This is a genomic window from Streptomyces sp. NPDC050560, assembly GCF_044457285.1.
Taxonomy (GTDB): domain Bacteria; phylum Actinomycetota; class Actinomycetes; order Streptomycetales; family Streptomycetaceae; genus Streptomyces.
Genome location: NZ_JBITGT010000020.1, coordinates 74,535 through 97,304, shown reverse-complemented (window position 1 = coordinate 97,304; position 22,770 = coordinate 74,535). Strand labels below are relative to the sequence as shown.

General features: G+C 72.8%; 21 protein-coding genes. 5 read left to right on the top strand and 16 right to left on the bottom strand.

Annotation, left to right across the window (positions count from 1 at the left end):
- Window positions 1-73: 73 nt before the first annotated feature.
- The 5 genes from ACIBIW_RS33460 to ACIBIW_RS33440 all read left to right on the top strand — a co-directional run bounded on the left by ACIBIW_RS33460 (window position 74) and on the right by ACIBIW_RS33440 (window position 6,719).
- Window positions 74-1,861, top strand: a complete 1,788-nt coding sequence (locus ACIBIW_RS33460; RefSeq protein WP_399341764.1) for an ABC transporter ATP-binding protein — start codon at window positions 74-76, stop codon at window positions 1,859-1,861.
- 5 nt (window positions 1,862-1,866) lie between these two features.
- Window positions 1,867-3,621 carry an ABC transporter ATP-binding protein gene (locus ACIBIW_RS33455; RefSeq protein ID WP_399341763.1) on the top strand — a complete coding sequence of 585 codons (1,755 nt, stop codon included), beginning with the start codon at window positions 1,867-1,869 and terminating at the stop codon, window positions 3,619-3,621.
- Window positions 3,622-3,683: 62 nt separating this feature from the next.
- Window positions 3,684-4,535, top strand: coding sequence for a class I SAM-dependent methyltransferase (locus tag ACIBIW_RS33450; RefSeq protein ID WP_399341761.1), 852 nt, complete (start codon window positions 3,684-3,686; stop codon window positions 4,533-4,535).
- Between the two features lie 424 nt (window positions 4,536-4,959).
- Complete coding sequence (locus ACIBIW_RS33445; RefSeq protein ID WP_399341760.1) at window positions 4,960-6,135, top strand: HoxN/HupN/NixA family nickel/cobalt transporter; 1,176 nt, start codon at window positions 4,960-4,962, stop codon at window positions 6,133-6,135.
- Between the two features lie 41 nt (window positions 6,136-6,176).
- Entirely contained in the window at window positions 6,177-6,719 is a 543-nt protein-coding gene (locus ACIBIW_RS33440; protein ID WP_399341758.1) for a Fur family transcriptional regulator, read from the top strand.
- Between the two features lie 371 nt (window positions 6,720-7,090).
- Here ACIBIW_RS33440 and ACIBIW_RS33435 read toward each other — a convergent pair whose 3' ends face one another.
- The 16 genes from ACIBIW_RS33435 to ACIBIW_RS33360 form a co-directional block, all read right to left on the bottom strand.
- Entirely contained in the window at window positions 7,091-9,376 is a 2,286-nt protein-coding gene (locus tag ACIBIW_RS33435) for a heavy metal translocating P-type ATPase (RefSeq protein ID WP_399341757.1), read from the bottom strand.
- Complete coding sequence (locus ACIBIW_RS33430) at window positions 9,373-9,594, bottom strand: hypothetical protein (RefSeq protein WP_399341755.1); 222 nt, start codon at window positions 9,592-9,594, stop codon at window positions 9,373-9,375. Before ACIBIW_RS33430 ends, ACIBIW_RS33435 begins: the two co-directional genes overlap by 4 nt.
- 145 nt (window positions 9,595-9,739) lie before the next feature.
- Entirely contained in the window at window positions 9,740-10,219 is a 480-nt protein-coding gene (locus ACIBIW_RS33425) for a copper chaperone PCu(A)C (RefSeq protein WP_399341753.1), read from the bottom strand.
- Between the two features lie 56 nt (window positions 10,220-10,275).
- Window positions 10,276-10,536 carry a hypothetical protein gene (locus ACIBIW_RS33420; protein ID WP_399341751.1) on the bottom strand — a complete coding sequence of 87 codons (261 nt, stop codon included), beginning with the start codon at window positions 10,534-10,536 and terminating at the stop codon, window positions 10,276-10,278.
- Between the two features lie 60 nt (window positions 10,537-10,596).
- The gene (locus ACIBIW_RS33415) at window positions 10,597-11,076 is read right to left on the bottom strand and encodes a copper chaperone PCu(A)C (RefSeq protein WP_399341749.1); all 480 of its coding nucleotides are present in this window, start codon (window positions 11,074-11,076) and stop codon (window positions 10,597-10,599) included.
- Window positions 11,073-11,732, bottom strand: a complete 660-nt coding sequence (locus ACIBIW_RS33410) for an SCO family protein (protein WP_399341747.1) — start codon at window positions 11,730-11,732, stop codon at window positions 11,073-11,075. The genes ACIBIW_RS33415 and ACIBIW_RS33410 overlap by 4 nt, the downstream gene beginning before the upstream one ends.
- A 308-nt stretch (window positions 11,733-12,040) precedes the next feature.
- Window positions 12,041-12,793: a hypothetical protein gene (locus ACIBIW_RS33405; protein ID WP_399341745.1), complete on the bottom strand. Its 753-nt coding sequence runs from the start codon at window positions 12,791-12,793 to the stop codon at window positions 12,041-12,043.
- A 139-nt stretch (window positions 12,794-12,932) separates the two neighbouring features.
- Entirely contained in the window at window positions 12,933-13,184 is a 252-nt protein-coding gene (locus ACIBIW_RS33400; protein ID WP_399341744.1) for a hypothetical protein, read from the bottom strand.
- Window positions 13,185-13,201: 17 nt separating this feature from the next.
- Window positions 13,202-13,417: a hypothetical protein gene (locus ACIBIW_RS33395; RefSeq protein ID WP_399341742.1), complete on the bottom strand. Its 216-nt coding sequence runs from the start codon at window positions 13,415-13,417 to the stop codon at window positions 13,202-13,204.
- A 294-nt stretch (window positions 13,418-13,711) separates the two neighbouring features.
- Window positions 13,712-14,323 carry a sigma-70 family RNA polymerase sigma factor gene (locus tag ACIBIW_RS33390; RefSeq protein ID WP_399341740.1) on the bottom strand — a complete coding sequence of 204 codons (612 nt, stop codon included), beginning with the start codon at window positions 14,321-14,323 and terminating at the stop codon, window positions 13,712-13,714.
- A gap of 198 nt (window positions 14,324-14,521) precedes the next feature.
- A complete protein-coding gene (locus tag ACIBIW_RS33385) occupies window positions 14,522-15,178 on the bottom strand; it encodes a hypothetical protein (protein WP_399341739.1) in 657 nt (218 codons plus the stop codon).
- Between the two features lie 64 nt (window positions 15,179-15,242).
- Window positions 15,243-16,067 carry an ABC transporter ATP-binding protein gene (locus ACIBIW_RS33380; RefSeq protein ID WP_399341737.1) on the bottom strand — a complete coding sequence of 275 codons (825 nt, stop codon included), beginning with the start codon at window positions 16,065-16,067 and terminating at the stop codon, window positions 15,243-15,245.
- 16 nt (window positions 16,068-16,083) lie between these two features.
- The gene (locus ACIBIW_RS33375; protein ID WP_399341736.1) at window positions 16,084-17,049 is read right to left on the bottom strand and encodes a FecCD family ABC transporter permease; all 966 of its coding nucleotides are present in this window, start codon (window positions 17,047-17,049) and stop codon (window positions 16,084-16,086) included.
- A 56-nt stretch (window positions 17,050-17,105) separates the two neighbouring features.
- Entirely contained in the window at window positions 17,106-18,137 is a 1,032-nt protein-coding gene (locus tag ACIBIW_RS33370; RefSeq protein WP_399341734.1) for an ABC transporter substrate-binding protein, read from the bottom strand.
- An 87-nt stretch (window positions 18,138-18,224) separates the two neighbouring features.
- Entirely contained in the window at window positions 18,225-22,514 is a 4,290-nt protein-coding gene (locus ACIBIW_RS33365) for an amino acid adenylation domain-containing protein (protein ID WP_399341732.1), read from the bottom strand.
- A complete protein-coding gene (locus ACIBIW_RS33360) occupies window positions 22,501-22,758 on the bottom strand; it encodes a phosphopantetheine-binding protein (RefSeq protein ID WP_399341731.1) in 258 nt (85 codons plus the stop codon). The genes ACIBIW_RS33365 and ACIBIW_RS33360 overlap by 14 nt, the downstream gene beginning before the upstream one ends.
- Between the last annotated feature and the right edge of the window lie 12 nt (window positions 22,759-22,770).

Sequence of the window (22,770 nt, the reverse complement as noted above, 5' to 3'; positions counted from 1 at the left end):
GCGTTGAAAATGATTTCCATTTCTTAATATGATGGTGTCGAGTTGGCTGGATCTCGACCGGAAAGGGTGTGTCATGGCGACGACCACGGCGGCCGGGAGCGCCGCGGCTCCACCGCGGGTCCGCGCACCCTCGGTGTTGGCACCGGCCCGTTCCACCCTGACCGGCTGCGCCGCGCTCACCGCGGTGAGCGCGGCGGCCGGCATGGCGCCGCTGGTCGCGGTGGTGGAGATCACCCGCCGGATGGTGGCGGGGCGCACCGACGTGTGGCCGGTCGTCGTGGTGGCGTTGCTCGCCCTCGCGGTGAAACAGCTCGGCACCTTCGCGGCCGGGGTGCTGACGCACCTGGCCGACCTGCGGGTCTCCTTCGCCGTCCGCCGCGATCTGCTCGCCAAGCTGCGGCGCCTCCCACTGGGCTGGTTCACCGAGCGCAACTCCGGCACGGTGAAGAAGACGGTCGAGGACGACGTCGCCGCGCTGCACCAACTGATCGCCCACTCCGTCGTAGAGCTGACCGGCGCCCTGGTCCCCCCCTTGGTGGCGGTCGGTTACTTGTTCGCCGTCGACTGGCGGGGCGCGGCGCTGAGCCTGTTGCCGCTAGTCGTCGGGCTCGTGGCCTACCGCCGCGCGATGGCCGAGGCAGGCACCAAATACCCGCAGTTCATGGAGTGGCTGACCCGCCTCAACGGCGCCGCCGTCGAGTTCGTCAGCGGTATCGGCGTCGTGAAGTCCTTCGGCACCCCCGGGGTGGCGAGCCGGCGCTTCCAGGACGTCTCCCGGAGCTTCGCCCGGTTCTTCCTGGAGTGGGCGCGCTCGACCAGCAGGGCGTCAGTCACCGCGGAGATCCTGTTGTCACCGCCGAGCGTCCTCGCCGTGCTGGGGGCCGGGGGCGGCGCGCTCACCGCGGCCGGCGAACTGGCGGTGACCGACCTCGTCGCGCTCCTCGTGTTCGGCACCGTGACCACGGCGGGACTGATGACCGTGATGATGTCGGTCCATCCGCTGGTGACCGCGCTGCGCGTGGCCCACGGCATTCGTGAGCTGCTGTCCGCCCCCGAACTGCCGGTTCCCGCCGACCCCGTGGTCCCCGTCCCTGGCACACCGGGGCCGGTGGTGCGGCTGTGCGGAGTGCGGTTCGCGTACGGCGACACCGTCGCGCTCGACTCGGTCGACCTCGAACTGCACCGCGGTACGGTCACCGCCCTGGTCGGCCCCTCGGGCTCCGGGAAGTCGACGCTGGCCAAGCTCCTGCCACGGTTCGACGACCCCCAGGAGGGCGTCGTGGAGCTGCACGGGGTGGACCTGCGCCGGATCGACCCCGCGGAACTGTACCGCCATGTCGCGTTCGTGTTCCAGGACACCGACCTGCTGCGCATGAGTATCCGTGACAACATCCGGCTCTCCCGTCCCGACGCCGACGACGCGCGGGTGCGGGAGGCGGCCGCCCGGGCACAGCTCCTCGAACGGCTGGAGGAACTGCCCCGGGGTCTTGACTCGGTGGTCGGCGAGGACGCCGAACTGTCCGGCGGGGAGCGGCAGCGGGTGTGCGTCGCCCGCGCGATCCTCGCGGACCGTCCCGTACTGGTGCTTGACGAGGCCACCGCGAGCGCCGACCCGGAGAACGAGGCCCGTATCCAGGACGCCCTGAGCGAGATGACGCGGGACCGCACGGTCCTGGTCATCGCCCACCGGCTGGCCACCGTGCGCGGCGCCGACCAGATCGTGGTGCTGGACCATGGGCGCGTCGCCGAGCGCGGCACACACCGCGACCTGCTCGCCCGCGAAGGGCTCTACGCGCGGCTATGGCTCCAGGAGAGCGCCGCGCACCCGGCCGTACCGGCAGAGCGGAGGGCAGCACAGTGATCGCCATGGTCCGGTACCTCGACGAGCTGCTGGATACCCGGGGCCGGCGCCATCTGCGCCTCATGCTCGCGGCCCAGGCCGCGCAGGGCGTCCTCCAGGGAGTGGGGTTCCTGCTGGTCGCCCCGCTCCTGGCCGCGCTGATGGAGCATCCCGTGGACGTGGGCGCCTTCGTGGGCTGGCTGGCCGCGATCGTGGCCACCGTGGCCGTACACCACGCCCTTCTCGCCGGGAGCACATCCCTGGGCTACCGGGTGGGGACCGACGTACTGACCGGTTTCCACGAGAGGATCGGCAACCATCTCGCCGCGCTGCCGATCGGCTGGTTCCGCACGGACCGCACCGGTCCTGTGGGGCGGCTGCTGGGCAAGGGCACCATGGACGTGGCCAATGTGCCCGCGCACCTGCTGCGCCACGTCGTCGTGGGGGTGACCGTACCGGTCACCATGGTCGTCGGCAGCGCGGTGCTGGACTGGCGGGTCGGGGCCGCATTCGCGGCGGGTGCGGTGCTGTGCGCGCTGGCCCTGCGGCTGCTGATGACGATCGTGCGCCGCAACGACGACGACTACGAGCACGATATCGGCGCGACCGCGTCCCGGATCGTCGAGTACGCCCGCCAACAGCCCACCCTGCGCGCTTACGGTGTACTCGACCGGCCGGGGCTCGGCACCCTCGACGCGTCCCTGGTGCGCCAGCAGGCGTCCCAGTCCCGGCTGACCATCCGCGGCGCATGGGGTCTGATCGCGTTCTTCGGGACCCTGCAACTGGTCGTCACCGCGGCGATCGCGCTCACGGCCGCCCTCGCGCTCGACGGTGACATCGCGGTGTCGACGATGGTCGGCCTCTTCGTCGTCACCCTCCGCATGATGGACCCGCTGTCCCAGCTCGGCGAGCTGGCCGGGCACGTCCAGGTCAACGCCGACGCCATTCGCCGCGTCCGCGCGCTGCTCGCCGAGCCACCGCTGCCCGAACCGTCACACCCCGCGGAGCCCAAGGGCGCCGACATCGAGTTCACCAACGTGTGTTTCGGCTACCCGGACACCCCCACCGTGATCGACGGGGTCAGCGCCCATCTGCCCAGGGGGAGCCTGACGGCGATCGTGGGCCCCTCGGGAGCGGGCAAGAGCACCCTGCTCAGACTGGTCGGACGGTTCTTCGACGTCGACTCGGGCACGATACGCATCGGCGGGCAGGACGTACGCGACCTCGGCAGCGTCGGTGTCTCCCGGCTCACTGCGCAGGTCTTCCAGGACGTGTACCTCTTCGAGGGCACCATCGCCGACAATCTACGCCTGGCCAACCCGCACGCGGCCGACTCCGACCTGGAACGCGTCGCCCGCATCTCCCGGCTCGACGAGGTCGTCGACCGGCTGCCCAAGGGGTGGGACACCCCCGTCGCCGAAGCGGGCGCTAGCCTCTCCGGCGGAGAGAAGCAGCGCGTCTCGCTCGCCCGCGCCCTGCTCAAGGACGCACCCGTCGTGCTGCTCGATGAGGCGACCGCGGCACTCGACCCGCTCAACGAGGCCGCGGTGGCAGACGCCATCCGCGAACTCGCACGGGACAGAACCGTGGTCGTGGTGGCGCACCGGCTGTCCACCGTCGCCGCCGCGGACCGTATCCTCGTCCTCGAACGGGGACGCCTCGCCGAAAGCGGCGACCACGCCACCCTGTTGGCCTCCGGCGGCACCTATGCCCGGTTCTGGCACGAGCGCCTGCGCGCGCACGGCTGGCAGCTCCGTCCAGCCGCGCCCACCTCGGCCTGAGCGCCCCTCGCTGCCAGGCCCCATCCCACGCCGACGAAACCCCGACGGACGGTGAAGCACTCATGAAAAAGCGCCGAGTACATCCGGGCACGGTCCAGGAGACCCTTCTCATCCCGCTGTACGGCAGGGCCGTGGAGAACCGCAAGGCCGAGGCGGCGCTGCGCGACCCGCGGGCCGAGGAGATCGTCGCCGCGCTCGACCACGACTTCTCCCGCTTCGAGGGGCTGGCGTCCCTCACCGGTTCCGTCATGCGCACCCGCCTCTTCGACCACTGGACGAGCCGGTTCCTGCGCGAGCACCCTGCGGGCACCGTGGTCGAGGTCGGCGCCGGCCTCAACAGCCGCTTCGAGCGCGTCGACAACGGGGCGGTCCACTGGCTCGACCTCGACCTGCCCGACGTGGTCGAGCTGCGCCGCGCATTCTTCCCCGACACCGCGCGGCGCACCACCGTCGCCGCATCGGTGACGGAGCACTCCTGGATGGACGCCGTAACCGAGCGGTCCCAGGAGGGCGGCGTCCTCTTCTGCGCCGAGGCCGTCCTGCCCTTTCTCGACGAGTCCGAGGTACGAGGCGTGATCGACGGGCTGGCCGACCGCTTCCCCGGCTCACTGCTGGCCCTGGATCTCGCCGGCCACGCCATGGTGGACACCCAGGACGAGCACGATGCGCTCAGCAAGGTCGAGGCGAGGATGCGCTGGACCTGCGACGGGCCGGAACACCTCACCGCATGGCACCCCGGCATCGAGGTGCTGGCCTGCCACACGCTCAGTGATCCGCCACCTGCCCTGTACGCCGAACTGCCGCCCTCGTACCAGCGGATGATCACGGACCTCGCCACCCGGCGACTGCCCCAGGTCGAGGAGTACCGGCTCGCCCTGCTGCGACTGTCCCGCACCGGACCCGGCCGTAGCTGATCACCGGCCTGGCGCTCGGCGGGATCGGCATGTGCATGATGATCAATACCGCCCGCCAGGGCGGCGGCAGCATCGGCCTCGCGGTACTCGTCACCGTCGCCACCAGTCGGGGCCGGGACCCGGTCGACGCCGCCGAAATGTACTCGGTGCGCAGGGTGTCGATCGCCGCGCGGCCGAGGCGGCGGCGGAAGCCCCGGGCCACGACGAACTGGTGCAGGCGGACATCCCCGCCTCGTCGGGGCGCCACAGCGCGTAGAGCGCGGGGACCCGGCCCACCCGCACTCCCCCGATCTCCGCGCACGCCTTTAGCACAGAGGTGGCAAAGACCCCGCATACTCTCTTGCAACTATATTGCAGTAAGCCGCAGACGAGAACTACGGTCGGGCCGGTTTTGATCCGTGCGCCGAGACTGCGGGGACCGCGAATGACTACTCAGACCGTCGACGAGCCGACACTGCGCGAGCGTCTTGCCCAGTTCAGGAACTCGCTCACCCGCGGGGACTGGCGCTCCCTGGGCGGGATGCTCGGGTTCGTCGTCCTCCTCCACGTCGTGGGCTTCGGCGTGCTCTTCGGCCTCGTCGTGCCGCGGCACTACCACCTCGGCGGCGACCACCCCGTCTTCAACACCGGCGTCGGCGTCCTCGCCTACACCTTCGGCCTGCGGCACGCCTTCGACGCCGACCACATCGCGGCCGTCGACAACACCACCCGCAAGCTCCTCGCCGACGAGTCGGACCGCGAGGCCCTGGGCCTGCCCCGACGCCGCCGGCCCCTCTCCGTCGGCTTCTGGTTCTCGCTCGGCCACTCCACGATCGTCTTCGCGCTCGCGTTCCTGCTGTCGGTCGGCGTCAAGGCACTGCTCGGCCAGGTGGAGGACGACGACTCCGGCCTCCACTCGGTCACCGGGATCATCGGCGCCTCGGTCTCCGGCGTCTTCCTGTGGATTCTCGGCATCCTCAACCTGGCCGTCCTCGTCGGCATCCTGCGCATCTTCCGCCAGATGCGCGCGGGCCACTACGACGAACACGAACTGGAGGAACGCCTCAACCAGCGCGGCCTGATGAACCGCTTCCTGAACGGCCTCACCAAGTCGGTGCGCCGCCCCTGGCACATCTACCCGATCGGCGTCCTGTTCGGCCTCGGCTTCGACACCGCCACCGAGGTGGGCCTGCTGGTACTCGCGGGCGGCGCCGCCGCGTTCAGCCTGCCCTTCTACTCGATCCTCGTCCTGCCGATCCTCTTCGCCGCGGGCATGTGCCTCATGGACACCGTCGACGGCGTGTTCATGAACGCCGCCTACGGCTGGGCCTTCGCCAAACCCGTCCGCAAGGTCTTCTACAACATCACCATCACCTCCCTCTCGGTCGCCGTCGCCCTCATCATCGGCACCATCGAACTCATCGGCGTCATCACCGACCAGGCCAACATCACCTCAGGACCGCTCGCCGCCATCGCCGACATCAACCTCGACTACGCCGGGTACGGCATCGTCGGCCTCTTCTTCCTCTCCTGGCTCATCGCCCTCCTCGTCTGGCACTACGGCCGCATCGAGGAGAAGTGGTCCACCGGCCTCGCCCAGGAACCGAACGACCCGGCGTGAGCGTTCCCACCCACAGGCAGCCGGCGAAGGAAAGAGCAGGCATGGGCGAGCACGCCTCGGCAATACGCGTCGCTGAGGTCATGGACCGCTTCGGCGAACTCAGCCTGCGTGTACGCAACCGCCTGTGGGAGCACCGGCTTCGCGCGACGCCCTCACGCATCGCCGTCATGGCCGCGCTGGCCCGCGCCCCAGGACTTGACCGGCGCGACACCGAAACCACCGCGCCCGGCACCGACACCCCCTCCATCCCGGGCCACCTCACCGTCCCCGGCCTGCAACGCGCCATCGAGACGCTCGACATCCCGCTGGACGGGGTCACGGTGTACCGGGCCGTCACCACCCTCACCGACGTCGACCTCATCCACCCCGTCACCATCCGCGACCGCGCCAGCCGCTACGGCCTCAACCACCCCCGCCACCACCACGCGGTCTGCGACACCTGCGGCACCCTGCGCTCCCTCCCCGCGGACGACGTCACCGACCTGCTCACCTCCGCCGCCGACCTGGCCCGCTTCAGCCTCCCGGACTGCGGGGCGCTGACCCTCCACGGCCGCTGCACACCGTGCCAGAGCAATCACGGCTGACCAGTAAAGGCCGAGCCCCGGCCCCCCGGCCCGGACGAGACGGAAGGGTGCTGTTCGCGCCTGTCGGTGGGCCCGAAACCGGCGGTGACCGAGACCAGGGTGCCGCCGGGAACCGCCGCGCGCGCGGCGGCGGCCCGTCAAGCACTGACCGCCCGTGGCGTGCCGGGCCTGACCGGTCCGCACGAGTGGCTGGGCAGGCTGCTGATCGCTGGGTCGCCGATCCCGACGGCCACCCGGTGCAACTGGCGCAGGACCTGGCATGACCGGCACCCGCACCGCCCGCGTCACCACCGGGCAGGCGCTGCCCGCTCGTCCCGCGCCCGGTCCCGCGGACGCCAAGACCGGACGCGGAGCCTGCCGTACCGGCCCCGTCAGAAGTCACGGGCAGCCGCCGCCGGGACTCGTCGCGAACCGGCCCGGGAGGCCGGGCGGCCCGGCCGGGGGTGCCAGGCCCGAAGGCGCAGGCTGTTGCCGACGACGAGCAGGGAACTCGCCGACATGGCCGTGGCGGCGAGCATGGGGTCGAGCCAGCCCGTCGCCGCGAGTGGCAGGGTCACCGCGTTGTACGCGAACGCCCAGGCCAGGTTGGCCCGGATGGTGCGCAGGGCGCGGCGGGCCAGCGCGACAGCGTCGGCGACGGCCGTGATGTCCGCCCGTACCAGGGTGATGTCGGCGGCCGCCGCGGCGGCGTCGGTGCCGCTTCCCATGGCGATGCCCAGGTCGGCGATGGCGAGGGCGGCAGCGTCGTTGACACCGTCGCCGAGGACGGCCACCCGCCGCCCACTGGCGCGCAACGAGGCGACCAGGGCGGCCTTGTCCTCGGGGGTACTGCGGGCGTGGACCTCGGTGATGCCGAGGGCTCCGGCGACGGCGTGGGCGGGTGCCGCATCGTCGCCGGTCGCCATCACCGTGGCCACACCCAGGCGGTGTAGCCGGCGCACGGCGCGGTAGGCGTCGGACCGCACGCTGTCGGCTAGTTCGACCACGGCTTCCGGCACCCCGTCGAGCCGCACGAGGACGCACACGTGCCCGGCCGCGCGTGCGTCCTTCACGGCCCCGGTGAGCGCCCCACACTTCCCGGGGGCGGCGGCGATCTCCACCCGGTGCCCCTCGACGCGCCCGGCCACACCACCGTCGGGCAGCCGCCGGAAGTCGTCCGCCTCCGGCAGCGGCCCCTCATCGGGGGCGGTCTGGCGGGCATGGGCGACGACAGCCCGCCCGACGGGGTGCTCTGAGCCGCGTTCGACGGCGGCGGCCAGCCGGAGCACGGCGGACTCGGCAAGTCCGCGCGGGCGGATGGTGACCCGGGTGACCGCCATGCGTCCCACGGTGAGAGTGCCGGTCTTGTCCAGGACGACGGTGTCGATCGCGCGCAGCGTCTCCAGCGAGCGTGCCCCCTTGACCAGTATCCCGAGACCCGCGCCGCGCCCCGTGGCGGCAAGCAGAGCGGTCGGGGTGGCCAGACCCAGCGCGCAGGGGCAGGCCACGACCAGGATGGCGACGGCCGCGGTGACGGCGGACTGGGCCTCGGCGCCCGCGCCGAGCCAGAAGCCCAGCACGGTCACCGCCACCACGACCGCGCACGGCACGAACACGCCCGCCACGGCGTCGGCGAGCCGCTGGACCCGTGCCTTCTGCGCCTGCGCCTGCGTCACCATGCGTGTGATGCGGGCGAGTTGCCCGTCGGCGGCGACGGCGGTGACCCGGACCTGGAGCGGGCCGCCCGCGTTGACCGCGCCACCCACGACCTGTGAACCCGTTGCGACCTCGACCGGGTTGCTCTCGCCCGTGACCAGCGACTGGTCGAGCGCGGAGGCGCCGCGCGTCACCACCCCGTCGGCCGCGACGCGTTCGCCGGGCCGCACCAGGAAGGTGTCGCCCACGCGCAGTCTCTCCAGTGGCACCGTACGCTCGCCGCCGTCCGCGCCGAGGACGGCGGCCTCCTTCACGGTGAGATCGGCCAGGGTGCGCAGCGCGGCGCCGGCGCCGGCGCGCGCCCTGCCCTCCAGCAGCCGCCCGGCCAGCACGGCGAGCGGGACACTGACCGCGGCTTCGAGATACCCGTGGGTGCCGCCGTGGACGGCCGGGAGGAGGCTGAACGGCATCCGGTAGCCGGGAGCGCCCGCGTCGGTGCCGAAGAGCGCGTAGCACGACCAGCCGAGGGACGCGGTGACGCCGAGCGAGACCAGGGTGTCCATGGTGGCGGCCGCGTGCCGCAGCCCGGCCAGCGCCCGGCGGTGGAAGGGCCAGGCGCCCCAGGTGGCGACGGGCGCGGCGAGGACGAAGCACAGCCACTGCCAGTGGTCGAACTGCCAGGACGGCACCATGGACAGGGCCAGCACCGGCAGCGCCAGCAGGGCGACGATCGCCAGGCGGCGCATCTCGCCCGGCGTGGCAGCGTCGCCGGGCGGGACGGGTGCGTCGTCCGGCTCGACGAGACCGGCGCCGTAGCCCGCGGCCTGGACCACCGACACGAGTTCATCGGCGGTGACAGACGCCGGGTGCGTCACGCGCGCCGTTCCCGTCGCCAGGTTGACGCTGGCGGTAACGCCGTCGAGTCGTGCGAGCCGCTTCTCCACGCGTCCCACACAGGCCGCACAGGTCATCCCGGTCACCGTCAGATCCGTGGTCCGCGCCACGGAGTCGGGCGCGCTCATCGCATGCCGCCCATGCCGCCCATGCCCTCCATGCCGCCCATCGCCGGAGGCGCCTCCACGGGCGCCGGATGCAGGGTGGGGCTCACCGGGCCTGCCGAGGCGCCCGCCGTGAAGGCGACAGCGAACACGGCGGCCAGGAGAACGAGGAACCCGGCGAGCACGGCCACCGGGGGCGGACGGTGCCGGGTGGAGGAGGCGGGCGCGGCGAGAGGGTTCATGGTGGTGCTCCGAGGAGGAATCCGAGGGAGAGGGGCCGGGGTGCCCCGGGCTGGGCCGGGCGGGTGGCCGGGGACCCGCGGTGAGCGACGCGGCCCCCCGGTCGCGAGAGGGCCGCGAGCGGCTGCCGGACATGTCACGCGGCGGTCAGTCCCCAGGTGGGACGACGACGGCGCGGACCCGCACCGTGCCGCTTCCGGCGAACCGCAGCGTGAGTTCGACGTGCTCACCCGGCACGAGGCGCCGGTCCGGGACCGGGAGCATGGCGTCGACGCCGTGCGGCGCGAGCGAGACGGTCGCCCCCGGTGGCACCCGCACTCCGGCGACGGGCCGCATGTGTCCCGCGCCTTCGGCGACGACGGTGTGCGCGAGCATCCCGGTACCGAGCCGCGGCGACTCGACCGCGAGGAGGGTGTCGGCCGACTCGCCGGTGTTGCGGATGTCGAACAGGGCCGCCGTGCTCTGCGTGTTGCTGGGCAGCAGCACCCGGGCCCGGGTGACCTCGATACGCGCGGGTGGCGCACCCGCGGCTCCGGTGGCGGTGTAGAGGAGCAGTGCCAGCACCGCGACGGCGAAGACCGCCACGGGGGCCACCACGCCACGCGTGAGGGCGCTGCGCGCCGACACGCCGTCAAGAGAACGAAGAGCCGCTGGAACGTGTCGCCCTGGGGTGTTGTCGTGCTTCACGTCGCAGTAGTCGTACGGGACGCGGGAGTGGTTCCCGGCGCCGGACGACCGCGCGACGCGGGCGGCGGGCCGGTGTCCGCGGCTCGCGCGCCCGGCCGCTCGTTTCCGGCGAGCTGGGCCAGGCAGGCGTTGTACTCGGCCAGTTCGGCGTCGTCGCCCCGACGACGCAGGCGCACCACCCCGGCCGCGTGGAGCAGCGGGGCGAGCGCGCACAGCGCCGGTTCGAGGGGTACGGGCTGCGGGTGCCAGGCGAGCAAAGGATCACGGGAACTCCTTTCCGCCGGGGGCGCCGCACGGGCGCCCCCGGTCTGCTCGGGTCAGCTCGCGGGCTGGTACGTGGCGGGCTTCACAGGGACCTTGACGGTGATCGGGTCGGCCTTGGCGAAGGTGAGATGCAGGGTCACGGTGTCGCCGACCTCGGGGCGCCTCTTGAGGTTCATCAGCATCACGTGGTCGCTCCCGGTGCGCAGCCGCAGGGTGCCGCCCGCCGGTACGGCCAGGGACTTGACCTCCTTCATGGCGCCCGCGTCAGTGGTGGTGTCGAGAGTGGCCATGGGGGCGAGGTCGCTGTCGGCGCGGGTGAGCCTGTCGGTCGCTCCCCCGGTGTTGTCGACGGTGAAATAGGCTGCGGCGGTCTCGGTCAGCGGAGGCTGCGGCATGTAGGCGCCCGACACCTTCAGATGCGGCTGGTCGTCGGAGGTGGCGGCCGAGGAGTCACTCGAACAGCCGCTGAGGGTGGCGCCGCCGACGAGGGCCGCAGCGGCGAGGGCGGTGGTGACGGCGAGGCGGCTTCTCACGACGGGGCTCCTTCGAGGACACGGGGAAGATCGGCGGCGAACGTCTGCTGGGACGTGCCGGAGGGGAACATGGCGTGGGCCTTGTCGTCCTTCGCGGAGAAGGCGACAACCTCGGCGCCGTGGCTGACGGTGATGGTGCCGTCGGAGTTGTGGACCGGCGGCGCGACCCCGATGCCCAGGCTCTTGGCGGCCTTCTGAACCGTCTTGAAGTCACCGGTCATCCCGATGAAGCGCGGGTCGAACGCGGCGAGCCACTTCTTCAGCTCCGGTGCGCTGTCCCGGTCCGGGTCGGTGCTCACGAAGACCACCTGGGGCCGGGGCGTGCCCTTCGGCAGGTGCTGGAGGGCACCGGCGAGGTCGGCCATCGTGGTCGGGCAGACGTCGGGGCAGTGGGTGTAGCCGAAGTAGAGCAGCAGCGGTTTGCCCGCGGTGCGTGCGACGAGGTCGTAGGGCTTGCCGTCCTGGCCGGTGAGGACCAGCCGGGGCTTGGCGAACGGGATGTCGAAGGCGACGGGGCCCTTGGACGGGGCTGCCGAGGGAGCGGACACGACGGCCGCGCCGTCGTCGCCGCCCTGGCCATCCGTGCCGCACCCCGTCAGGAGGAGGGCCGCCGCTACGGCGAGCCCCGCTCCGGGGAGATGGCGGTGGAGGTGCATGACTGAGCTGTCCTTGTGTAGGGGGTACCGCGCCGTGCGGGCACGACGGCGGTCGCCCTGGGGCGTGAGTGAAGGGACCCTCCCTGCGGGAGGGGCGGTGCCGCTGTGTGTGCCGGGTCTCGTACGGCCACGGAAGGCGTCGTGCCCGGTGCGTCAGCGGACGGAGCCCGCCGCACATATACGGGGGGCGGGCCGTCCCGCCACGGCCACCACGGGGCGCAAGGAGCCGAGTTCCGGAGGAATCGCTCAGGCGTCCGCGGCCATGGGCCGGTACGGGCCCGGCACCCGGCCCGGAGGCGAGCGGGGTGTCAGACGGGAACCAGGACCCCCGGCGGCCCTCGTCGGACGAGCTGGTGACGTACGGCGGCGACTCCCCGGTGTGGCGGGCCGCTTGGCGTGCGCACGGCGCGGGCCGCCAGCCGTGCCGCGTCCACGGCCCCCGCGACGGCGGCGAGCAGGACCAGCACGAGCGGCACGCGGGACATGACGCGGGGCACGGTGACGGCGGCGGGGCGCGCCGTGAGGACGAAGAGGGCCACGTCCCCGCGCCACAGCAGGACGCCGAGGAGCAGTGCGGCCACGGCGTGGGCGGCGAGCATCCCGCCGGAGGGGAAGAGTCCCATCGCGTGCTGGGCGCCGCCCCCCGCGTGCGGGGGCATTCCTCCGAGCGAGGCCGGGTCGACGCCCGAGGCGCGCAGCAGGCGCACCGCGCGGGCCACGCTGGCCTCGTCGGCGCCACCGCACAGCAGATGGCGTCCCGTCGCCATCCGGGTGGCGTGCACGCCGCCGGAGGGCACCCGGGAGGCGAGGGCGAACAGGACGTGCAGGGCGAGTTGGCCCCCGAAGAGGGCGGGCGCGAGGGAGCGCGCCGACCGCCGCCGCCCGGCGAACGGCACGGCGGCGCAGGTGACGGCGAGCCAGCCCGCGGCCAGTGCGGAGGCGGCGGGAGTCTCTCCGCCCGCGAGCGCGTGGCCGACGGCGGAGAGACCGACGCAGACCGCGGCGAACAACGCGGCTCGCAGCAGCCTGAGGTCGGCGCAGGCCCGCACGGACGGTTCCATGACGGGCCCCATGATGGCACCGCGCCCGAAACCGGCTCCGATCGGGCCCCGGGTACACAGGGGGCGCCGGGGTCACGGTCGGTGAAGAGCGCGCCGCAGTTCCGTTGCCCTGCTTACGGCACACGCGCACCGCGGAGGGTCAGCGCCGCGGGTCGCGGGCTCCGTCGCCGGACGCCCGGGAGAGGCGGCGGCGCCGTGGTCGGTCCGCCATCGCGCGGTCCACCAGCAGGTGCAGGAGCGCGCTCGTCACGCACCCCAGGAGGACGCCCACTGCCGCCCCCGGCCAGTCGGCGAGCCGTGAGCCGAGCCAGCCGTAACCGGCCGCAAGGACGGCCGTGGTGACCGCGGGAAGGGGGACGGCGGGAAGCCGGAAGCGGTGGGAGCCCCGCATGTCCCGGCGCGGCCGCCCTATCGGACCGCCACCGCGTCGAGACGGCCGGCCTTGGCGTCCTCGACGAGCGACGCGAACTGGTCACCGCTCATCCTGACCTGCTGGCCGAAATCGTCGGTGATCACTATGCGCCGGTCCTCCGCGGCCGACGGGTCCACGAAGAGCTGGGGGCAGCCGCAGTTGCAGTTGCCGCAGAACGTGGCGAGGGGTTCGAGGTCGAGGGGATCGGTCATGGTGCACGCCCTTCCATGGGTGGTCACATCCGGGTCGGCCGCGTCGGCGCGGCGTTCACCCGCGTCGGGACATACCCCCACGCCGAGGGCGCACGCTGGGGGCGTGAAGCGGATGGAAGCACGTCAGCCGGGCCTCGTGCGCCGCTGTCTCCTCCGTGCTTCCGCGCTCTCACCAAACCGGGAACCTGGAACTTGTCCGGAACGACTACTTCAGGGGATGTCGCGCCGATGGCCGGAAGGCAGCGACGGGACGGGTGGCGTTCCGGACCGGAGCCGCCACCCGTCCCGCGGTGATCAGCCGCCCAGCGGCAGCGCTTCACGCTCGGCGGCACGGAGCATCTCGCCGATGTCCGCACGCGCCCGCGCGACCCGGGAGCGCACCGTGCCGATCGGGCAGCCCATCAGCTCGGCCGCCTCCGCGTACGGCAGTTCGAGGACCTGGGTCAGCACGAACGCCTGACGGCGACCGCTCTCCAGCGCGCCCAGCAGATCCCACAGGGCGACGGTCTCGTCGAAACCGGGCAGGCCGACGGGTTGTCGGCCCTCCGCGGCCTCCTGCCAGTCGTCGCGGTCGGCGAGCCTCGGCCGTACGGCGTCGTGACGATAGCGGTCCACAACGACGCGGCGCGCGATCGACAGCAGCCAGGTGCGGGCGCCGGAGAGCCCGGCGAACCGCGGCAGGCTCACCAGGGCTCGCAGGAACGTCTCCTGGGTGAGGTCGTCCGCGCCGACCAGGTCGGCGGTGAGGTACACCACGAACCGGCGCACATCCCTGTGCGTGGCCCGCACGAAGTGTTCCACCGCCTCGCCGTCACCGCTGCCCGCGGCCAGGGCCCAGGCAGTCACCTGGGAGTCGTCGCGGGATATGGGTGGCCCGGTATCGGGCGGAACATGGACAGGAGTCATCACTTCTCGTCCTTCTCGTCCGGGGGAGGGCGCGACGGCGCACGTCCCCGAGGAACGGCCCCGGAGCACGCGCGGACCGCGCCACGTCACACGTGGGGGCGGTGCCGCTCCGGGAACCGGCAGGATGAAGACCGGCGCGCCGCCAGCGGGCCCACCGGTGCCGCGCCCACCAGGCCGTTCAGCCGGAGCGGGCGCCCGTCAGCAGTGCTCGGGAAGGACCGGGGGACCACGCCGCACCACGACGTGGCGCAGCAGCAGGAGATCGAGCGGCCGCGGCGCAGTGTCGTCTGCGGGCACAGGAGTGACGACGCACGGCGGAGGGGCGAGGCGAACCGGCCGCGCGTCCCAGACGTCCCGCAGCACCAGAGCCAGGGCACGTGCCAGACGGAACACCGCCGACTGGCCGCGCCACAGCCACAGCCCGCTGACCAGACCCGCGCCGACGTGGGCCAGGAGCATGCCACTTGACCACTCGTGCAGCCCCATGTCATGCATGGCGGACGTGCCCGGCATGGCGGCCGTGGGGGCGGCAGAGGAGTAGCTCTCCATTCCGGCCATGCCGTCCATGCCGGGTGCCGAATCCATGCCACGGGGCGCGGAGAGCGTCACCAACTGCCCCAGCATGAACAGGCAGTGCAGCAGCATCTGGGTCACGACCGTGGCACCGAGGACGACCCCGGCTCCCCGCTCGCGGTCCGTCAGCCACCAGGCGGCCGAGGTGACGGCCGCGAACGCGTACGCGAGCGCCCAGAGGGGCATGCCCGCGCCCGACATCAGGGCGTGCCCGAGGCCGCTCACGGACACGCACAGGGCCGCGAACACCGCGGCGCGTGCGAGGCGTGGGCCTGGGGTCATGTCGCCATGGTGTCACCCCAAGGGCGACAAATAGACACCGGGGCGGCCGGGAATCGACCGGGCGTCAGACAACGGCTCCTGTGCCGGTCTCCGATCCTGCTCCCCCCGGGGCTGGAACGGTCAGTGGGTCTGCGGCATAGGTGACGCGCACCACGCCGTCGGGGTGGCGGGAGGCGGTGGCCCGCACTCCGAACACGGTCCACATCAGATTCTCGGTGAGGACGTCGAGGACGGGGCCCGTCGCCACCACCTCGCCCCCGTCCAGAACGACGAGCCGGTCGCAGTGCCGTGCCGCCAGATCGAGGTCGTGCAGGGCGGCGAGCGTGGTGACACCGGTCGACCTGACCAGGCGCAGGAGTTGGAACCTGGCGCGGATGTCCAGGTGGTTGGTGAGTTCGTCGAGGACGAGGAACCGGGGATTCTGGGCGAGGGCCCGGGCCAGCAGCACGCGCTGGCGCTCACCGCCCGACAGCGAGGCGAAGTCTCGGTCGGCGAGCTGTCTGACGCCGCAGTGACGCATCGCGACCGCCACCGCGCGCCGGTCGTCGGCACCGTCCCTGCCGAGCAGCCCGTGGTGCGGGGTTCTGCCCAGGGCCACGATCTCGATGACGGTCAGTCCGACGGTGGTACCGCCCTCCTGCTGGAGCACGGCTCCGGTGCGGCGGGCGGCGGTGCGCGCGCTCAGGGCCCACACGTCGTCCCCTCCGACCCGGACCACACCCCCGGTGGGTCGCAGGGAACGGTAGGCGGCCCGCAACAGGGTCGACTTGCCGCTGCCGTTCGGCCCCACGAGTCCGACGAGCTGTCCTTCGTCGACGGCGAGGGTCGTGTCGCGCAGGACGGGCTTGCCGTCCAGGGTGACACGGAGGTTGTCCACGGTCATCCGCATACGGGTTCCAGGTTGCTCATACGGTGTCCAGGGTCCTGTTCCGGCGCAGCAGCCACAGGAAGAAGGGGGCGCCCAGCAGGGCGGTGAGGATGCCAAGCGGCAGTTCGTTCGGGCGGTTGAGCACCCGGGACAGCAGGTCGACCACGACCAGGTAGACCGCGCCGAGCAGCGCGGTGAGCGGCACAAGACGCCGGTGGTCGGCTCCCGTGGTCAGTCGCACCAGGTGCGGGATCATCAGGCCGACGAAGCCGATCCCGCCCGCGACCGCGATGACGGTCCCGGTCAGCAGGGCGCTGACGGCGAGGAGGAGCGTGCGCAGCCGGTCGACGCCGACGCCGAGCGAGGCGGCGGCCTCGTCCCCCGCGAGGAGGGCGTTGAGCCGGCGGCCGAACAGCGCGAGCAGCCCAGTACTGAGCACGACCACGGCGGTGACGACCGGAAGCCGGCTCCACTGGGCGCCGGCGACGCTGCCCAGCATCCAGAACATCACCGTCCGCAACTCGGTGGGGGTCGCCCTCAGTTGGAGGAAGCTGGTCGCGGCCAGCAGCACGTAGCCGACCGCGACGCCCGCCAGCACCAGCCGGGTGGGTGCCATCCGGCCCCGGCGCTGCCCCAGGGCGAAGACGAGGGCCCCGGCCAGCAGCGCTCCGGCGAAGGCGGCGCCGGACACTCCCAGACCACCGAGCGCGGCACCGCCCAGGGTGACGACGAGGACCGCCCCGAGCGAGGCACCGTAGGAGAAACCGAGCACGGTGGGGTCGGCGAGGGGATTCGCCACGAGCGTCTGGAGCACGGAGCCCGCCACCGCGAGTCCCGCCCCCACCATGGCGGCCAGCACGACCCGGGGGGTACGGAAGCTCCAGACGATCTGGTCCAGAGCGGGATCGGCGGTCGCACCGCGGCCGGTCAGGTGGTGCAGCACGATTCCCCACACCTCGCCGAGCGGAACGGTCACCGCCCCGATGCTGATCGCCACCGTCATGGCGGCGATCAGCGCGACCAGTAGCAGGGCGGCGGTGAGCGGCAGCGGCGGACGGGTCAGAACGCGTCCGGGTGCAGCATCCGGCCGATCCTGTCCACCGCGATGTCGTTGCTCGGACCCAGGTAGGCCGAGTCGGACAGGACAACGTACTCGTGGTTCTTGGCCGCCGGCCACTGGGGGAACTCCTTGAGCAGCTTCTCGGCATAGGCGTCGGGGTGGGGGTCGTTGTAGCTGATGACGACGAGCGCGTCGACGTCGGTGGCGGCCACCTTCTCCTTGCTGAGGTCGGCGAAGGACGTCTTCGACACCGACTCGAAGACGTTGGTGCCGCCCGCCTTGGCGAGTATGTCGTTGTAGATGCCCTTGGCCGCGACCGAGCTGAACTCGTTGGCTCCCATGGACATGTTGGAGAACAGCACCATGACGTCCGGCTTCTTCTCCGACTCCACGGCCTGTTCGACCTCGGCCACCCGCTTGCGCGATGCCTTGATCAGTTTGTCCGCCTTGTCCTCTACGTGGAACACCTTGCCCATGTCCCTCAGCAGCATGTAGCTGTCGTCGATGGTCATATGGGAGGTGTCCTGGTCACATCCCTGCGGGGACACATAGCTGCGGGCGTCGACGTCCGCGAGCTGGGCGCGGGTCGCGAAACCGTTCTTACCGTCGAAGCCGTAGGCGGTCGTGGACAGGACGAGATCAGGACGGAGCCCGAGCATCGCCTCGCGCGGGATGTCGAAGGCGTCGTTCTGCTTGACGTTCCCGGTGGGCAGGCCCTTGATGGCCTTCGCCCGCCCCGGCACCTCGGACATGCCGTACGTCTGCTGGTTGGCGACGATCCTGTCGCCCAGCCCGAGGGCGAGCAGGGTGGACACCTCGGCCACGGAGGCGCCGTTCATCACCGCCACCCTGTCGGGTGCCTTGTCGAAGGTCTCCTTCTGACCGCAGTTCTCGATCGTGACGGGGTATCCCGGACTGTCCGCGGCGGCGGCCGTGGCCCCGCCCTTGCCGTCCGACGAACCGGCACAGGCCGTCGTAACCAGGCACAGGGCCCCGGTGAGGGCGAGGGCGGCGTGCCGTTTCCTGAACATGAGGGACTCCTTCCGGGGGCGCTCTCGCGAGCGGACTTCCTTGGAGGTAGTCGGCGGTGGGCGCGGCCGGGTTCCCGGCCCTCGCGGTCAGTCTCCGGCTGCCCGACGCCGTTCAGCGGCGGGGGCCGGCAGCAGCCCCCTGGCCACGCAGTGGTCGAGACCGCGGAACACCAGGTCGCGGCCGACGGGTGCCGCGGTGACGCCCGTGCCGTCGAGGGCGCGTGCCGTGTGGTCGGTGCGGACGGGGCCGAGACTCAGGTCCCCGTCCGCGAAGGCGCTCGCGCCGAAGAAGGCGAGGCTGGGAGCGGCGGCCTCGGAGTCCGCCAGCCGCGCCCTCCACTCCTCCAGCGGCACCCGGCGCAACGGATAGCCGTACTCACCGACCCACGCGTAGACGTCGTCCAGCCGGACCCGGGACCCGACGTGATGGAAAACCGTCTCCTTCGGGAGAGCGGGCCCCAGGCAGATACGGACGAGGGAGGCGGCGGCGTGGTCGGCGGCGATCCAGGTCTCCTCCTCGAACAGAGCGGGGACGAGGCCGGCGGGAACACCGGCGCGCAAGACGCCCCACAGGAAGTCCCGCTCGTTGAGGCTTCCGGTGGCGGGCGGTCCGACGACCCGGCCGAGCCGGTGCACGGTGACGGGGAGGCCCCGCTGTGACGCCTGTTCGAGCAGGCGCTCGGAGGCCCACTTGGACTGCTGGTAGCCGTAGCGGAGCCCGGTGTGGGCAGGGAAGAACGTCTCGGGCACCTCCGCGGCGAGGGCGAGCGGCGGGGCGACGGACAGCGTGGACACGTAGTGCAGCGGCACCGAACGGCCCGCCGTCTCGCGCAACAGCAGTGCGGTCGCACGCGTGTTGGCGGCGCTCAGGGACGTGTAGTCGCGAAGGACGCTGACCGAGGCGGCGTTGTGGATCACGGTGTCGCATCCGGCCGCGAGTTCGGCGCGCAGCGGCTCGTCGAGCGCGGGGCGCGCGAGGTCGGCCCCGACGGCGGTGACACGTGCGAACGCGTCCGCGGGCAGCCGGATCAGATGGCTCTCCAGGGCGCGTGACAGGCGCTCGCGGGCCGCCACGTCGTCGGCGGCGCGAACCGGGCAGACGACGTGGGCGCCGGTGCCGGTCAGCAGCTCGGCCAGCAGATGAGCGCCCACGAAGCCGGTGGCGCCGGTGAGCAGTACACGGCTCGGCGGCCCGGGCTTCCGGGCGCAGTCGGCGGGACGGACAGCCGGATCGAGTACGGCGTCGGTGAGCACGGCGGCGGGCGGCCCCCCTGCCGGTCCCCGCTCCGGGGCCCGGCGCAGGTCGAGGAAGCCCGCGAGGGACGCGGGGGTCGGATGCTCGAAGAGCCACGCCACCCGTACCTCGCGGCCGAGCTTTGCGCCGAGCCGGTTGGCCACCTGGATGGCCTGGAGGGAGTGGGCCCCGGCGTCGAAGACGTCGTCGTTCGGTGACAGGTCGGACAGTCCGAGGGCCCGGCGCCAGGCGTCGGTGACGACCGCGCCCGTGCCCCGCGGCGCCGAAGGCTCCGTCGGTGCCCTGCCCGTGGCCAGAACGGCCAGGGCCTCACGATCGGTCTTGCCTGTGGAGGTCATGGGGAGCCGGTCGAGACAGATCACCGCGGCCGGAACGAGCGCCGCGGGCAGCCTCGACGCCAGATGGGACCGGATGTCCACGGCGCGCGGGGGCGGTCCTTCGGGCACCAGGAAGGCGGTGAGTGCCTGGGTGCCGTCGTCGAGCCTCCTGCCGATCACGGCGGCCTCCCCGACCTGCGGATGGGTCAGCAGGGCGCTCTCGACCTCCGCCGGGTGCACCCGGTGCCCGCTGACCTTGATCTCCATGTCGGCCCTGCCCCGGTACCGCAGTTGCCCGTCCTCGCCCAGCCGCACCAGGTCGCCGGTCCGGTACGCGCGCGGGGCGCCGGGGAGCACGCCGAGCGGGGCGAACCGCGCGGCGTCCGGCGGGCTCCCCAGATAGCCGTTCGCGAGGTTCTCCCCGAGCAGGTACAGCTCGCCGTCCACGACGGCGGCGCCGACACCGGGGAGGGGCACCCCGATGGGGACGTCGCCGGGGCCGAGCGACGGATCGTTGAGGTCGGCCGCGGTGGCGACCACGGTGGCCTCGGTCGGGCCGTAGGTGTTGACCAGCCGCACTCCGGAGCCGACGGTGGTGCGCCACCGGTCCACGCGCTCCGCGAGGGCGGCCTCACCGCCGACGACGACCGTGTGGACGGCGGCGGGCAGGGCGGCGGCGCCCGTGGACAGGGTGTGGGCCACCTCGTGCCAGTAGGCCGTGGGCAGGTCGAGGAAGGTGACGCCGAGCCGGGCGCACGCCGTGAGGAAGCCGGGCACCGAGTCGGTCATGTCGTCGGTCCTGACCACCAGCGTGGCACCGGCGCAGAGAGTGAGGAAGACCTCCTCGACGTAGGTGTCGAAATGCGGCGGGGCGAACTGGAGTACGCGGTCGTCACGTCCCGGCCCGTACCGGTGCCCGGCTCCCGCGACGAACCGTGCGAGTGCATGGTGGCCGGTCTCGACCCCCTTGGGGAGACCCGTGGTCCCGGAGGTGTGGATGACGTAGGCCGGGTCCCCGGGCGCTGGCGCGTGCGGTGCCGGCGTCTCCGCCCCCACCGCTTCGGCCGGCCCGTCCGTCAGGAGCACGGGGTGGGGCCCGAGCGAGTTCGCGTCGGCACTCGCCGCGAGGACCAGCCGTGGCTGTGTCGCGTCGAGGATGGATCGCGCGCGGGCCCGTGGCCCCGTGAGATCGACGGGGCACAGGACTGCGCCGGACATCAGGACGCCCAGCGTCGCCACGACGGCGTCCGTGCCGCGTGGCAGTGCGACGGCGACCAGGTCGCCGCGACCGGCGCCGCTCGCCGCGACGCGGGTGGCGAGTGCGCCTGCGGCGGTGTGCAGCGCGGCGTAGCTGAGGCGGCGCCCGCCCTGTTCCACCGCCGTGGTTTCCGGCTGCCGGGCGGCGTGCTCCGCGATCAGATCGAGAACGGGCTTCGCCGGGGTGGGCAGTGGACCGCCGTCGAGGACCCGCACGGCCGCCCGGGGCCGTGATGCCCGTCCCTGGACGAGCGGGCGGTCCGGCGCCGACACGGCCTGCTCCAGCAACGCGAGCAGTGCCTGCCTGTGCGTGGCGAGGGCCCCGGCGTCGTAGAGGTCGGGGTGCGCGTCCAGGGCCATGCGCAGCCCACCGCCTTCGGCCCGGTCGTAGACGTTGACGGACAGGTCATCGACGGGTCCCGCGGACACGTTGTGGACGGTGCTGCGGTGCCCGGCGAAACGGAGGTCGTACGCGAACGGCATGATGTTCACACCGGGCCCGGACAGACGGCGCTCTCCTCCGACGAGGCGCAGGTCGCGACGCAGCTCTTCATACCGGTAGCGCTGGTGCGGAAGGACCGCGCGCAGTTCGGCCGCCGCCCGGGTGGCGAGCGTGCGCGCCGTGTCGTCGGGCCCGACGGGCAGCCGCAGCGGGAGGACGTTGCGTACGGTCGACGGAACCCGCAGCGAGGCCGAGCCGAAGCGGGCCATCACGGGGAAGCTCAGCACGGGCTCCGGTGCTCCCGTCACCTGGCCGAGGTGGGCCGCGACGACGGCCAGCAGCAGCTCCGGCCAGGTGACGCCGAGAGAGCGGGCGGTGGAGCGCAGCGCATCGGCCCGTTCGGGCTCCACGTCCGTCACCAGTCGGCGGAAGGTGCGGGCGGGGAGGGCCACGCGCCGGGCGGGCGTCGGTACCGCGGGCCGGTCGGCGAACCTCCGGGTCCAGAAGTCCCGGTCACGTCCGAAGCGCGGGGAGGCGCGGTAGGCGGCCTCCTCGGCGCGCACGGCCGCCAGGGAACCGAAGCCGCTCTCCGCCGGAGGGGACCCGGCGAGCAGCGCGGTGTACAGGTCCGCGACCCGCCGGGCCACGAGCGAGAGGCCGAAGCCGTCGAGGGCGATGTGGTGGACGCGGTGCCACCACAGGTACCGGTCGGGGGCCAGTCGCAGCAGGGCGTGTGCGAAGAGCGGGCCGTGCGCCAGGTCCACGGGTGTCGCGAGGTCCCCTGCCATCCAGTCCAGCGCGGCCCCCCGGGGGTCGGGGGCGGCCGTGAGGTCCTTGACGTGCAGCGGCCAGCCGTCCGCGGGGGCGTCGACCTGACGGGGGCGGCCGTCGTCGGCGACGGCGAAGACGGCGTTCACCGCCTCCGTCTCGACGACGGACCGGCGCAACGCGGACTCGAAGGCGGCCGTGTCCACTGGTCCCTCGATGTCCACGTACTCGCCGGTGTTGTACGCGGGGCCCCCGGGGTCGAGTTGCTGCCCCGTCCAGATCCCTTCCTGGGCGGCGAGCAGGGCGTGGCCGGGGCCGGTCGGTTCAGGAGTCGGCACGGCCGGCCTCTCCGTGGCGCGCGGAGAGCAACCGCCACCACTCGGCGAAGGAGGCGCATTCGGCCATCTCCACGAAGGTCACGTTCACACCGGCCTCCCGCCAGCGCTCGATCAGGGTGACGACGCGCAACGAGTCGAGCCCCGCGTCCAGGGGACTGCCGTCGAGGTCGACCTCCTCGGGGCGCTGGTAGAGGAACTCCGCGAGGTCCGCGCGGAAACCATCGAGGGTGAGGGGAGCTGACATGTGTATCTCTCT

Coding starts and splice junctions, on each gene's coding strand:
- ACIBIW_RS33390 (WP_399341740.1), bottom strand. CDS start 14,323: ATGACTCCTGTCCATGTTCCGCCCGATACCGGGCCACCCATATCCCGC.
- ACIBIW_RS33395 (WP_399341742.1), bottom strand. CDS start 13,417: ATGACCGATCCCCTCGACCTCGAACCCCTCGCCACGTTCTGCGGCAAC.
- ACIBIW_RS33445 (WP_399341760.1), top strand. CDS start 4,960: ATGACTACTCAGACCGTCGACGAGCCGACACTGCGCGAGCGTCTTGCC.
- ACIBIW_RS33360 (WP_399341731.1), bottom strand. CDS start 22,758: ATGTCAGCTCCCCTCACCCTCGATGGTTTCCGCGCGGACCTCGCGGAG.
- ACIBIW_RS33440 (WP_399341758.1), top strand. CDS start 6,177: ATGGGCGAGCACGCCTCGGCAATACGCGTCGCTGAGGTCATGGACCGC.
- ACIBIW_RS33455 (WP_399341763.1), top strand. CDS start 1,867: ATGGTCCGGTACCTCGACGAGCTGCTGGATACCCGGGGCCGGCGCCAT.
- ACIBIW_RS33450 (WP_399341761.1), top strand. CDS start 3,684: ATGAAAAAGCGCCGAGTACATCCGGGCACGGTCCAGGAGACCCTTCTC.
- ACIBIW_RS33385 (WP_399341739.1), bottom strand. CDS start 15,178: ATGACCCCAGGCCCACGCCTCGCACGCGCCGCGGTGTTCGCGGCCCTG.
- ACIBIW_RS33435 (WP_399341757.1), bottom strand. CDS start 9,376: ATGAGCGCGCCCGACTCCGTGGCGCGGACCACGGATCTGACGGTGACC.
- ACIBIW_RS33400 (WP_399341744.1), bottom strand. CDS start 13,184: ATGCGGGGCTCCCACCGCTTCCGGCTTCCCGCCGTCCCCCTTCCCGCG.
- ACIBIW_RS33410 (WP_399341747.1), bottom strand. CDS start 11,732: ATGCACCTCCACCGCCATCTCCCCGGAGCGGGGCTCGCCGTAGCGGCG.
- ACIBIW_RS33375 (WP_399341736.1), bottom strand. CDS start 17,049: ATGACGGTGGCGATCAGCATCGGGGCGGTGACCGTTCCGCTCGGCGAG.
- ACIBIW_RS33405 (WP_399341745.1), bottom strand. CDS start 12,793: ATGGAACCGTCCGTGCGGGCCTGCGCCGACCTCAGGCTGCTGCGAGCC.
- ACIBIW_RS33370 (WP_399341734.1), bottom strand. CDS start 18,137: ATGTTCAGGAAACGGCACGCCGCCCTCGCCCTCACCGGGGCCCTGTGC.
- ACIBIW_RS33380 (WP_399341737.1), bottom strand. CDS start 16,067: ATGCGGATGACCGTGGACAACCTCCGTGTCACCCTGGACGGCAAGCCC.
- ACIBIW_RS33430 (WP_399341755.1), bottom strand. CDS start 9,594: ATGAACCCTCTCGCCGCGCCCGCCTCCTCCACCCGGCACCGTCCGCCC.
- ACIBIW_RS33460 (WP_399341764.1), top strand. CDS start 74: ATGGCGACGACCACGGCGGCCGGGAGCGCCGCGGCTCCACCGCGGGTC.